This is a genomic window from Bartonella sp. CM31XJBT (genome assembly GCF_028618555.1).
Lineage (GTDB): Bacteria > Pseudomonadota > Alphaproteobacteria > Rhizobiales > Rhizobiaceae > Bartonella.
Map to the genome: position 1 here is coordinate 206929 of NZ_JAQITD010000001.1, position 13981 is coordinate 220909.

The 13981-nt window shown below is 37.4% G+C and carries 5 protein-coding genes; 3 read left to right on the top strand and 2 right to left on the bottom strand.

The window, feature by feature from the left end:
• Window positions 1-42: 42 nt before the first annotated feature.
• The gene (gene gyrB / locus PVV63_RS00895; protein WP_273790211.1) at window positions 43-2475 is read right to left on the bottom strand and encodes a DNA topoisomerase (ATP-hydrolyzing) subunit B; all 2433 of its coding nucleotides are present in this window, start codon (window positions 2473-2475) and stop codon (window positions 43-45) included.
• 1304 nt (window positions 2476-3779) lie between these two features.
• On the opposite strand from gyrB, the gene PVV63_RS00900 reads away from it, so the two are divergent.
• Entirely contained in the window at window positions 3780-4685 is a 906-nt protein-coding gene (locus PVV63_RS00900; RefSeq protein WP_273790212.1) for a transporter substrate-binding domain-containing protein, read from the top strand.
• 11 nt (window positions 4686-4696) lie between these two features.
• Here the strand turns inward: PVV63_RS00900 and PVV63_RS00905 are convergent, their stop codons facing one another.
• Window positions 4697-6229 carry a YifB family Mg chelatase-like AAA ATPase gene (locus tag PVV63_RS00905; protein WP_273790213.1) on the bottom strand — a complete coding sequence of 511 codons (1533 nt, stop codon included), beginning with the start codon at window positions 6227-6229 and terminating at the stop codon, window positions 4697-4699.
• 407 nt (window positions 6230-6636) lie between these two features.
• Here PVV63_RS00905 and PVV63_RS00910 point away from each other — a divergent pair, with 407 nt between their 5' ends.
• Together PVV63_RS00910 and PVV63_RS00915 are read left to right on the top strand one after the other, a co-directional pair.
• The gene (locus tag PVV63_RS00910; protein WP_273790214.1) at window positions 6637-8601 is read left to right on the top strand and encodes an autotransporter assembly complex family protein; all 1965 of its coding nucleotides are present in this window, start codon (window positions 6637-6639) and stop codon (window positions 8599-8601) included.
• Window positions 8601-13259 (top strand): translocation/assembly module TamB domain-containing protein, encoded by a 4659-nt coding sequence (locus tag PVV63_RS00915; protein ID WP_273790215.1) that lies wholly within the window; start codon window positions 8601-8603, stop codon window positions 13257-13259. Before PVV63_RS00910 ends, PVV63_RS00915 begins: the two co-directional genes overlap by 1 nt.
• The last annotated feature ends 722 nt before the right edge of the window (window positions 13260-13981 follow it).

A 13981-nucleotide genomic window follows, 5' to 3' on the forward strand; every position in this document is an offset into this window, starting at 1 on the left:
TAAAACTACGACATTTACACAGCCAAAAACAGAAGAGTACCTTTAGATATCAAGATTGGCAACGTTTAAGGCATTGTCTTGAATAAAAATACGTCTAGGTTCAACTTCATCACCCATGAGACGAGAAAAAAGTGAATCTGCATCGGTTGCATCATTAATTTTTACTTGTAAAAGAGAACGTGCATTGGGATCAAGCGTTGTTTCCCAAAGTTGTTCAGCATTCATTTCCCCAAGACCTTTATAACGTTGAAGAGTAACACCTTTTTTACCGTTTGTAAAAATGCTTTCTAAGAGGCTCATAGGACCAAAAATACGCTCTGTTTTATCTTTGCGACGTAAAAGAACAGGAGGATGATATATGTCGATAAAATTTTGGGAAATGCGATCAATTTGACGTGCATCAGTTGAATTTATAAGTCCCACATCAAGCGTAACAACATCTTTAACACCACGCAAAATACGCTCAAAACATAAACTTCCATCTGCTGTATATTGTCCACTCCAACCTTGTTCCATATCATCAGCAATCAGATTAAGGCGGTGTGCTATAGTATCTGCTATTTTTTGCGCTTTTTCTTGTGATGCAAAGACTTCAAGATTAAAAGCGCCAACAATTGCTGCTTGTTCAACAATATTACGATCATAACGGGTATGAAGACCATTTAAAAGTTGACGTAATATACGAGCATCTTTAGCGAGTTGATACAAATCAGCCCCTGCACGAACTTCTCCCGTTGAAAGCTCAAGCGTTGTTTCTTCTAATCCAGTATCGATCAAGAATTCTTCAAACGCTGCTTCATTTTTAATATATTGGGAAGATTTTCCACGCGATACTTTATAAAGAGGAGGCTGAGCAATATAAAGATGACCACGTTCAATCAATTCAGGCATTTGTCTAAAAAAGAAAGTAAGCAGCAAAGTTCGAATATGGGCTCCATCAACGTCCGCATCCGTCATGATAATAATCTTATGATAACGTAATTTATCCGGTGAAAATTCATCTTTACCGATAGACGTTCCAAGAGCTGTAATAAGTGTTCCAATCATATCAGATGAGAGCATGCGGTCGAAACGTGCTCGTTCAACATTGAGGATTTTACCACGAAGGGGTAAAATTGCTTGATTTTGACGTGAGCGCCCACTTTTTGCTGAACCGCCAGCCGAATCCCCCTCGACAATAAAGATTTCTGATTTTGCAGGATCACGTTCTTGGCAATCGGCAAGCTTTCCTGGCAGAGAAGTGATATCAAGTGCCCCTTTTCGTCTTGTGAGTTCACGTGCTTTGCGCGCTGCTTCACGTGCTGTTGCAGCTTCTACCACTTTACTAATGAGAAGTTTTGCTTCATGAGGATGTTCTTCCAGCCATACTGAAAGACCTTCATTGACCAAATTTTCAACAATAGGGCGCACTTCAGAAGAGACTAACTTATCCTTTGTTTGTGAAGAAAACTTTGGATCAGGAACTTTGACAGAAAGAATAGCTGTTAATCCTTCACGGCAGTCATCACCGGTTAAGTTCACTTTTTCTTTTTTAGCAATACCTGAAGATTCAGCATAGCCATTAATTTGGCGCGTAAGGGCACTTCTAAAACCTATCAAATGAGTTCCACCGTCACGCTGAGGAATATTATTGGTAAAACACAAGACCTTCTCATGATAGGAATCATTCCACCATAGGGCAACATCAACGCTCATACCATCCTTTTCACTTGCAATATAAATAGGATTATCAAGCAGGGCTTTTTTTGATTGGTCAATATATTTGACAAACTCCGTTAATCCACCTTCATAATGCAATTCAACTGATTTAATATCAGCATGACGCTCGTCAACAAGAAGAATATAAACCCCAGAATTTAGAAAGGCTAATTCCCGTAAGCGGCGCTCCAAAGTTTCAAAATCAAACTCAACCATAGTAAAAGTTTCAGAACTTGGTAAAAATCTGATTTCTGTTCCACTTTCTCTATCGCAATCGCCAATAACTTTTAATGGAGCATCAGCTACCCCGTGGGTAAATGATATTTCATGAATTTTACCATTGCGTTTGATTTGCAATTTAAGCCAAACGGATAATGCATTCACAACAGAGACACCAACACCGTGTAATCCGCCTGAAACTTTATAAGAGTTTTGATCAAACTTTCCGCCGGCATGAAGCTGTGTCATAATAACTTCAGCTGCAGAAATACCTTCTGTTGGATGGATATCTGTCGGAATTCCACGTCCATTATCACGAACAGAACAAGAACCATCAGCATGGAGCGTGACGTTTACAAGAGTAGCATGACCGGCTAGAGTTTCATCAATAGCATTGTCTACAACTTCATAGACCATATGGTGTAAACCCGATCCATCATCAGTATCACCGATATACATACCAGGACGTTTGCGTACAGCATCAAGACCTTTGAGAACTTTGATAGAAGCGGCATCATAGTTATTGCTTTGTACTGGTGAGGTTATTTCATCACTCATAAGTTAGTCCATTCCTGTGTTCAATTTACAATATTTTATCCGCTTTTTTCAAAGCTCAATGTTCTGATCAGTTATTTATGGAATAACCACATTAAATATTTACCGTATATCAGATCTAGATTCAATATCTGTCGATATATAATGGAGAGAATGATGAAATGATAGTGTACTGTTATGCTGTAAAACACGAGGGCGGTGATATAAGGCGAATAAACACTTTTGACTTATACAAAAAGTTGTTTCATAAAACGATGCTATTTACTTTGTTTATTTTTGCATATGCGTAATGTTTTAAAATTAGTTATGCATTTTTGTGTTACTCTAACAGAGGTCTTACTTGTTTTATCCATAAATCAATTTTCAATCCTAATTCTACCATATATTTAAAACAAAGGTTACGAGCTCTCTAAGCAGTTCAAACTTTTGTATGTTAGATTGAGGCGAAAATATTGTGTATATTGGTTGGTGTCATCTTTAAAATGTGAAAAAAGCCTCATTTGAGGAAAATATAAACGCGTAAATATAAAAACACGTTTCCACGATCATCTTTTATATTCAACTTTACAATTTTAAAAAACGTCTACGGTGATGTTTTTGAATAATGAGGGTGATGACGCATTATCTTACGCTTTATGTTTTTCTCATTCCTGTAATGGAGGTTACGTCCCTCATTTAAAACAAAGCACCATTGCGCTGATATTCTCGCGCTTTTTTAAGGAACATCTCTCAATGTTTCCAAACTCATTTTACAACGATGTTTGAATAATATAGCGCAAAATACCCTGTGAATACTACAAGATTCATGTCTCCCACCTTTCCCATCTTGACAATAAAGCACAAACCAGAATCATCATTTTATTTTTCAACTCTTAAATGTTGATGCAACCTTAATGTTGAGAAAAACCTCGGCATTTGAGGGGTATTTTTACTCTTTTCTTCAATAGTATCTATATACTTCCCTAGTTGTGATACGCAAGGAAATGGTCTTAATATTTTAAGATACGCGAGATATTTTGATAAAATAAAGTGTGCCACTAAAGTATATACAGCTTATTTCTTATATTTAAAAAATTAAATCACCTTTCTCTAAAATTACCTTTTATATATTTATTTTGGAAAATTAACATCAGAAATCTAAGCATTTTCAATGGTTTCAAAAAAAATATATGAAAACTGTTCAATTTTTTAACAGTTTTAAAAAATAGCAAGAATTTTATTTATTAAACGCCAGATATTTTGGTGAAGTGCGTTAGATAATAGTTAAGAAGAGTTGCATCTTAGTTTTGAAAAATGGGGGAGAGATTTTGAAAATAAAAAAATCTATATATGTAAAACATCTTCAATTGCGTTTACGGTATCTTTTATTCAATAATCCATACAATATTTTTATTCGTATTTTATTTGTAGCAGGGGGGGTTCTATTTTCCTCTTACGCAGAAGCTGAAAGGCTGCCTTCTTTTTTTGATTCGCATGAACACTTGGTACAACCTGATACAACGGATATCTTTCGTTTGCGTTTTGTAACAACTTTTGATTTTCCTCCTTTTAATTTTATTGATCAAACGGGGCATCTTGCAGGTTATAATATCGATTTATTGCGCGCTATTTGTTCAAAATTAAAATTAGAGAAGCTTTGTGAAGTAGAAGTGATTCCTTGGAAAGAGCTTGTAGAACATGTTGAAAATGGTGATGCGGAAGTCATTATTGCGGGTTTAAAAGAAACAAGTAAAACCCAGCAAGATCTTGTTTTTACAAAGTCATATTTACGTTTTCCAGCGCGATTTGTTGCTTCTCGACGTTTAAATCTCGATGAGCCAATAAGCGATCAATTGATACATTTAACCAGTGGTGTTTTGTCTAAAAGTGTTCACGAAAAACTCTTTCAACATTATTTTCCTAAAGCCAAATGGCAAGGATTTAAAAAGAGAGAAGAGCTCTATAAAGCGTTACAAGAGCGTAAAATTGACCTTATTTTTGATGATGGATTTGCTTTATCATTATGGTTCAAAAAACAAAAATCTGTTGATTGCTGCCATTTTGTTGGGGGGGCATATATGGCGCCACAGTTATTGGGGCAAGGAATGCAGCTTGCTGTTGCAAAAAAGAATGAAAAATTGGTTGATATACTCAATTATGCGCTGAAATCACTAGAAGAAGATGGTAAACTTACAGAACTTTATTTGCGTTATTTTCCAATAAGTTTTTATTGATGAATAGTTTTTTAATTAAGGGCTGTTAATCTTTCTGCGCCTAGTCGATAGGAAATAGCTTCTGCGAGATGATAGCGTGAAAGAGTATCTGATCCGTCAAGATCAGCAATTGTGCGTGCAACTTTGAGAATGCGATGATAAGCGCGTGCAGAGAGGTGCATTTTTTCACTCACATCTCGTAAGAGTATGGTCGCACTTTTATCAGGAATGGCAATCTGTTCTATAATTTTGGCAGGGCAATCGCCATTGGTACGAATATGATCAAACCCCATTGTTGAAAAACGTTTAGCTTGAATGGTACGGCATCGTGCGACGCGTTTGGCAACGTCGCAGCTTTTTTCTGATTGTTCTGGTTGCATAAGGTCCATAGCTGTCAAAGCAGGGACATCAATCCGTAAATCAATTCGGTCAAGCAGAGGACCAGAAATACGGGACTGATAATCGATTTGACAGCGTATTCCTTTAGGGCAAACATGGTCTTTTTCGCCTGCCATACCACATCGGCAAGGATTCATTGCGGCAATGAGTTGGAAGCGAGCAGGATAGCTAATATGGTGATTAGCGCGGGCGATAACTGACTCCCCACTTTCTAAAGGTTGACGAAGAGAATCAAGAACCTGCGGAGAAAATTCAGGCAATTCATCAAGGAATAACACACCATTATGGGCAAGGGAGACCTCTCCCGGTCGTCCTTTAAGCCCCCCACCAATCATTGCGGCCATGGAAGCAGAATGATGTGGGGAACGAAAGGGGCAATGAAGTGAAATGGTATTATGAACCGTTTCTCCTGTAATAGAAGCAATCAGAGAGACATCTAAAAGCTCACGGCTATCAAGAGGTGGCAAAATGGAAGGTAAGCGTTGCGCTAACATAGATTTCCCAGCACCAGGGGGGCCTACAAACAAAAGGTTATGGCGTCCAGCAGCACAAACTTCTAAGGCACGTTTGGCTGTTTTTTGTCCTTTGATTTCGCAAAGATCTGGAAGTTCAGTTTCGATAGTATATTGGCGCGGTTGTGGACGTTTTTGAATTTGGGTTCCTTTGAAATGGTTGACTATAGTGAGCAGAGTCTCTGGAGCAAGAATATTTATTTCTGCATTTGCCCATGCTGCGTCAGGTCCACATTGGAAGGGACAAATCAGCCCTTTATCGAGTGATAAAGCTGTCATGGCGGCTGGTAAAACACCATTAACAGCGGTAAGTGAACCATCCAGTGATAATTCTCCTAAAATGATATAGTCTTGTGCTACTTCAGGAGGGAGGATTCCCATAGCAAGCATTAAGCCTACGGCGATTGGCAAATCATAATGCGATCCCTCTTTAGGCAAATCAGCTGGTGCAAGATTAATCGTAATTCGTTTAGTAGGCATAGAAAGTCCACAAGCGTGGAGGGCTGCTTGTACACGTTCACGGCTTTCTGCAACTGCCTTATCAGCTAATCCAACAATAGCCATTCCTATTTTACCAGACGAAATCATAACCTGTACATCGACAGGGACTGCTTCTAGACCGCGAAAAGCAACAGTTGTAATACGTGCGATCATTTATTTATTTTCCCCCTTTAGACTTGGTAGAGACAATCATATCTATTTATAAAAATCAAGAAGCATCTCTATGGTTTTTTTTATAGAGAGATCTATATACATGGGCAGTTTTTAGCGTTCTCATGGAAAGTCATTTGTACAAATTTAACCATGATAATATGGGACGCAATAAAACATTTATAATAAGCTAAATAAATATGTTAAGAAAAAAAGAATGAGGCTGTTCGTGTTATACAACAGTGCAGAATTTTATGAAAATATAAGGGGAGGGTGACGTTATGTATCGCAGAGTGTTATTTGATGTGATAAAACGCGTAAAATGTGCAAAGTAATTATATTTACCTTTCTTATTTTTATATTATTTAAAGCGTAGTAGATGCAAAGTGTATTATAAGGTATCTGATTTTATGGTATACCAGACAAGAATTTTGTTAAAATCAGGGACTGTGCGCTGTGTCTTTATAGGCTTGTGTTTTTCTTTTTCTTTTCCACAGCCTCTTGCTGCATTTGATTTTTTCGGCATTCCTCTTTTTGGTAAAAAGAAAACAAATTCTCCTTCACATTATGCAAAAAGTACAGAGAGATTTTATAAAGTTGATGTTGTTGCACCGCCAGGTGCGCCATTAGAAGGTATAAAAATAGTTAAATCTGTTTCTTCTCTTGTTGCTGATAAAGAGAAAGCATCCGCCAGTTCTTCTGGTTTGCTAGCCAAGGCGCGTTCAGATTATCGAGCAATTCTTTCTGCTCTTTATGCTGATGGACGCTATGGTGGTGTTATTAGTATTAAAATTAATGGCTTAGAAGTCGCTGATTTAAGTCCGGTAACTCAACTTCCAGCACAATCGAATATCGTTATTACAATTAATGCTGGTCCACAATATGTTTTTAGTATTGCCAATATTGATAAAGTAGCTCCGTTTGAAAAACGTAAAGCGCATAAAATGCCCACAATTGAAGAATTGGGCTATAAAGTTGGGGCTATTGCTAAATCTGAAACCATTTTGAAAGCAGAAAAATGGGCGATAGAAGGATGGCGGCAACAAGGTTATGCTAAAGCTAAAATTATGAAGAGTGAAGTCGTGGCTGATCATGCTACATTGCGTGTTGAAGGACGGATTGTTGTTGGTCCTGGACAAAAGGCTCATTATGGTCCTTTAAGTGTGCGTAATATAAGTAAGAAACCACGTGTAGATTCAGCTTATATCGCGTGGATGACTGGATTGAAACCAGGGCAGATATACGATTCCGATGCGTTAGCTAAGGCAAATGAACGTCTTGCGCGCCTTGGTGTTTTTCGTGCTATCAATATACGTGAGGCTGATACTATTAATCTAGATGGTAGTTTACCGCTTATGCTTGTTGTACAAGAACGTAAACCGCGTCGTTTTGGTGTAGGCGGTAGCTATTCAACATTAGATGGTGCTGGTTTTGAGACTTATTGGATGCATAACAATCTTTTGGGTCATGCAGAGACTCTTAAAATTGAAACAAAAATAAGTGGTGTTGGTAGCAATAAAAAGCAATCATATAATTTTAAAAATTTTGATTATCTTTTCGGTGGCACGTTTATAAAGCCTGGTGTACTCACGCCAGATACAGATCTCAGGTCAGAATTAAAAATACAACAAGATGTTTTAGAAAATTATACGACAAAAGCCATCAAAGGAAAATTAGGTATTACGCATATTTTCAATGGTAATCTATCGGGACAGGCTGCTGTAGAAGTTTCAAATGGTTATTCACGTGATATCTATTTTGGGAGCCGTAATTTTACAACAATCGGTTTCCCTAGCGGCTTGATTTACGATAGTCGTAATAATAAGTTTAATGCAACAAAAGGTTTATATGGTGAAGTTTTCATTGAGCCTTTTTATGAGATGCGTTTTAGCAACTTTGTTGCAAAAGTAACAGCAGAAGGTCGTTCTTATTGGGCGTTGGATGAAGGGGATCGTTTTGTTGTTGCTGCGCGGGCAAAGCTTGGTACAATTCTTGGGAATGATACAGCACAAGTACCCGCAAATACGCTTTTTTTTGCTGGTGGTGGGGGCTCTGTTCGTGGTTATGCTTACCGTAATATTGGTATCAAAATAGAAAATGATGCGGTTGTTGGTGGACGGGCGCTTATTGAGGGATCGGCAGAATTGCGTGTTTCTTTAAATGATAAAATAGGGGTTGTCGGTTTTCTTGATGGAGGTTTAGTAGGGGAAAAGGCGAATTTTGATTTTTCTCAAAAAATTAAATGGGGAGCCGGTATAGGAGGACGTTATATGACGGGTCTTGGTCCTTTACGCGTTGATTTAGCCTTTCCTTTAAAGAGAGAGAAGGGTGACCCTCGCATTGGTTTTTATGTGGGTATAGGGCAAGCATTTTAATGAAAAAAGGTGTACGTTTATCAGCTTTCTTCTTTGTATTTTTGTTTTTTGGGGTGGGTGGTTTTGTTTTTGCGCAAAGAGGAGACATTCTTCCCTCTAGCGAAATGAAAACAGATGATCGCTCATGGTTTGTTTCTTTAATTGAACGAAAGCTTTCAGCGCCTAATCGTCAAGTTCGTTTACACAATATGCAAGGGACACTGTCTTCTCAAACATCAATTGATACTATTACTGTCAGTGATAAAAAAGGGGTTTGGCTTAAAATTACCAATGCTAAAATGGATTGGAATCGTCTAGCATTGCTGAGAGGGCGGATGGATATTAACCAGCTTTCGGTAGAACAGGTTACATTTTTACGCAAACCGCAAGGCAATTCTTCTTTTGTTTCTTCCCTTGAAACGGGTAAGTTTTCTTTACCAAAATTGCCGCTTGCTCTTTCTATCAATACGCTTACTGCTCAACATGTGACATTTGAACAGAATCTTTTTGGTTTTTCTGCTGATATGTCCTTAAAAGGCAATTTCACCTTGGCTAGTGGTAATTTTGATGTCGATATAGCGGCGCATCGTTTAGATGCACCGGGTTCTTTTTCTGTTCTCACCAAGATATCTGATAGTAATCGTACAGCTCAAATTGATATTTCTGCTAACGAACCACAAAATGGTATTTTGGCGAATATTTTTAACATTGAACAATGTCCAGCATTAAATCTCGTCCTGAAAGGTGATGGTACTTTTGATGATTTGGTTATCAAACTTTCTTTAGAGTCTGATCATCATTCTATTGTAGATGGTAATGTTATTCTTGCAAGTGTTCCAGAAGGACAGAGTTTTTCTACGAAACTAGAGGGAACACTGAGCCCTTTAATACCTTCTCAATATCGTAGTCTCTTCGAATCTAATATAACATTAAAAGCAAAGGCAAGAAGAACAAAAGAAGGTGTGACACACCTTGATCAGATGGTTATTCAGAACAAAGCAATGAACGTTATAGCCAATGCTGAAATAACCGCCGATGGATTTTTGCGACGGCTTTTTGTTGATGGAAAAATGGCTCTTGATAACGAAAAGGATTCTGTTCATTTACCTATATCAGACGTGCCAAAATCTGCGAATACTCTTGCTTTGAACATTGATTATGGTCGCGAAGGTCAACAATCTTGGAGTGGGCGGTTGGTTGTAAATCATTTAAGCAATAAAAATATTTATATTCGCGATGCAATTTTTGATATGGGAGGAGTAAGCGAAAATCTTGATAATGCAGCTTCTCGTCATGTTGGTGTTCAGGTTAAAGGGACGCTTCAAGGGGTTAAAAAGATTAAGGGAGCGTTAGTAGAAAATTTAAGCCAAGCGGTTCATGTGCATTTAGATACGGATATTGTTTCGAACAAACCAATTTTGATTCATGATCTGAGTGTTACGGCTCAGGGTTTTTCTTCTTGGTTAAAAGGGACAATGGAGAATTTTGTTTTTAAAGGCGATCTCGGTTTAAAAGCTCAAACATTAACTCCTTTGGAAGTGTTCAGTAAACAATCACTTTCTGGTAGTGCAGATATTAAAGCCAAAGGAACGATCAGTTTATTGAGTGGTATTTTTGATCTCCAATTATCAGGAATGGCTGACGATATGAAAATAGGCATGCAGTCTTTTGATCGTTTATTCAAAGGAAACATCACTCTTTCAGGTGGTGTTACTCGAAATACGAGGGGTGTCATTTTTCGTCATTTTAATTTGAAAAATCAATATACAAACATAGAGGCTAATGGTTATTTTTCAGATGAAAGCGCTAAAATGGATCTATCTGCTCAAATATCTGATTTGTCCAAATTAGATCCAAAGATAAGCGGTGCGCTTACAATTCAAAGTACGGCGAGAGGGCGCAATAGCCATATAAAACTAAATACACGTGCCCATATTGCTGAAGCATTAATTGTAGGGAAGAAACTTCAAAACACAACACTTAACATAGATGCATTTGTAGATAATACAGCACCAATCACTTCTTTAACGGGGGTGGTAAAAGGTGAAGGGATTTTTGCTAAGAAACCTTTGCATTTATCGGCCTCTTTTGAAGATTCTCATAAAATTCGAAAACTTAAAAATATCGATATTAGAGGGGGAAGTGCAAAAATAACGGGTGATCTTTCTCAACAACTTGGCGGTTTTTTGAAAGGAGCGCTGCATATTGATGCCGATGATATTTCCGTACTTTCAGCGTTATTTTTGCAGGATGGTAGTGGAAAAGTAAAAGGAGATTTTATTTTTGATGAACAAAATGGCAGACAAAAAACCAATGTGAAGGCGCATGTTAACCATTTGAATTTTTCCAAGAATAAAATAAAAAAATTGGCAATAGATGCTGACATATTCGATCCTTTTGGCATGACTCAGTTTGAAGGAGTTATCAATGCAGAACATATTCAAACACCTTTGGTAATGGTCAATCGTTTAAATGCTCACGCTGATAGGAATAATGGACAAACGGTTTTTACTGTCCAAGCGATGTTGCATGATACTCTCAATGCACGGCTTTCTGGTCGTTTAATGGTTGAGGAACTTCCAGAAAGTATAAAACGAGAAGTGCAAATTGAAACTGTGGACTTAAAACAACATACTTTTCATGCAACATTGCCGAAGCCATCCATAATTGCTTTTGATAAAGATGGAATGACAATCAATGAATTAGGAATTGCAATAAATGGAGGCAACATCATCTTAGCAGGGAATATTCAAGATACCATGAATTTGCAACTTACAATGAATGCGCTTCCTGCTGCTTTAGTCAATCTGTGGAAATCTGATCTTGGAGCAGCAGGGAGTGTAACAGGGCAGGTTATGATTCGTGGTCATTTAAAAAAACCTAATATAACTTACGATATAAAAGGTGAGGGACTGACAACCGTTGCTTTTCAAGATAAAAAAATTATGCCTTTTTCTCTTTCTGCTACGGGGAACACTGTAGATCAAAATCTTACTTTGAATGCAAATTTAACAGGAGAAGGAGTACAAGCACAAGCTCAGGGGCATGTATCTCTAGAGAAAAATGCGCTTGATCTTCATATTAATTTGCAAAATTTATCTGCACGTTTGGCGAATGGTTTTATTGCAGGACAAGCGCTTGATGGGACAGTGATAGGTAAAGTTGATATTGGTGGAACAATGAAGGATCCATCTGCTCATTTTGAGCTTTCTAGTCAAAATTTAACCTCTATGACGCATAAAGGACCGATGTCAATCAATATAAATGCTCGTGGTTCTTATAAAAAATCGACATTTCATATTGAAAATATGATAGCTACTGGAGATAAAGGATTAGATCTTTCCATCCATGGGCCTGTGTCTCTTAATGGTTCAGAGGCAAAATTAAACGTTAAAGGGATAATGCCTCTTGATTTTGTTAATCTCTTATTAGCCAAGCGTGGTGCACATATAACGGGTACAGCAAGAATTGATACAGCTCTTAATGGGGCGTTATCAAAGCCACAATTGTTAGGAAATATTTCTATAGGCGACGGTAGCTTTTTTGATTCACAAACAAATGTAGGATTGAATAATATAAAGCTTGAAGGCAAATTGAAAGGTGATCATATCCTTATAGAGAAAGCTTCAGCTTCTTCGTTTGAGGGGGGGGGAATTTCTGCTTCAGGTCGTATCTCTAATAGTCTAGAGACAGATTTGATATTTCATCTTGATAATGCCAATTATAATGATGGTTCTATGATTCTGGCAACATTATCAGGTGAGATGACAATGACAGGTCATTTTTTAAATAATCTTGTTCTTGGTGGTGATATCATCGTTGAAAAAGCTGAAGTTTTTGTTCCTGATCATTTTAAAAGTGCCAAGTTTCTTGATGTTAGAAATAAGAATTTAACTAAATCGATTCAAACAACACTTGAACGTGCTGATGTTAAGAACACGAACAAAAGCAAAAGCCGTATAGTTACACAAGAATCGTCATCTGTCGTGCTATCAAATATGCGTATTACAGCACGCAATCAATTTTTTGTACGCGGAAAAGGCTTAGATGCTGAACTGGGAGGACGCATTAATCTAGCAGGTCCATTGAATGATGTGCATCCAGTTGGTGAATTTAGAATGATTCGTGGACGTTTTGATATCCTGTCGCAACGTCTTAATTTTGATCAAGGACAAGCGAGTTTTAGTGGTAATCTTAATCCTACGGTTTATTTTGTAACCAACAATAACAGTGGTGATATTCGCGTCACTGTAACTGTAAGTGGGACGGTTGATAATCTTGATATTAATTTTTCTTCACAACCAAATTTGCCTCAGGATGAGATTTTGGCTCGTTTGATTTTTAATCGCTCTCTTAATGAATTATCACCATTTCAGATTGCTCAACTTGCAGCAGCAGCGGCTGATCTTGCAGGTGCTTCTAATACATCTTTGTTGAATACTTTACGAACTAAAATTGGACTTGATGATCTTGATGTTATCGTTAATGAGAAGGGTAATACAGGCTTACGTATTGGACGCTACATACACAATAATATTTATTTGGGCTTTGAAGCAGGGTCTGATGGAACGACGAAAGGGACAATTAATTTAGATATTTCGCGTCATCTCAAAGCTAAAGGTGCTATAGGAAATGAACAAAATTCTAGTATAGGTCTCTTTTATGAAAGAGATTATTAAAGATTGAATTTTAAAAAAACAATTTCTTCGTTTTTTGTCTTTCATTTCTAAATCTGAGGAAGGAGGCATAGACTAGAAATCCTATAAAAGAAGAAGCTTTTTGTTGAGGCGTGAAGAGATATATCTGAAATATTCGATTTTTTGTTATGCTATTCTCTAAAGGGACAAAATCTTCACGAAAGATAGTATATTATTTTGCTGCTATATATTTATTCTAGAGAAATACCTTACCTTGTTTTCAAGCCCATATCGTGCTGTTGCCTAAAGAATGTAGTGTGTGCAATATATTGATTTATAAAGATAATTTATTGTTATTCAACTTGAATTAGAACTTTGAATATCGTACGAATCTCTTTCGTATTGAATCAATCAAAACCATTCGGCTTGTATGCTACAAGCGGGGAATCCTGTGTGGATAAAACTATTAAGAAATGACTAAAAATGCCTCTTATGAATCATCTCGAGAGCTAAGAGCTGTCGCAACATTAGGGACTGGCAGAATAGTGTGAATGGTGCCGGTTTATTACTCCATAAGCGTAAAGATAGAGGGGGTTAATGGATTTATCGTTATACAATTCACGAATGTTATCGCGAAATGGGCTTAGGGAAGACTTTGAGAGAGGTCTCTTTAAAACAAGTACGTGAATTTGCAACACAATGGCATTCTGTTTTTACGTGAAGGACATGATTCCATTAAAGACCGTCAAAAGCATGAGGCAAGC

Excerpts from the sequence above, each read along its gene's own strand:
- PVV63_RS00915 (WP_273790215.1), top strand. The coding sequence starts at position 8,601 with ATGAAAAAAGGTGTACGTTTATCAGCTTTCTTCTTTGTATTTTTGTTT.
- PVV63_RS00910 (WP_273790214.1), top strand. The coding sequence starts at position 6,637 with ATGGTATACCAGACAAGAATTTTGTTAAAATCAGGGACTGTGCGCTGT.
- gyrB (WP_273790211.1), bottom strand. The coding sequence starts at position 2,475 with ATGAGTGATGAAATAACCTCACCAGTACAAAGCAATAACTATGATGCC.
- PVV63_RS00905 (WP_273790213.1), bottom strand. The coding sequence starts at position 6,229 with ATGATCGCACGTATTACAACTGTTGCTTTTCGCGGTCTAGAAGCAGTC.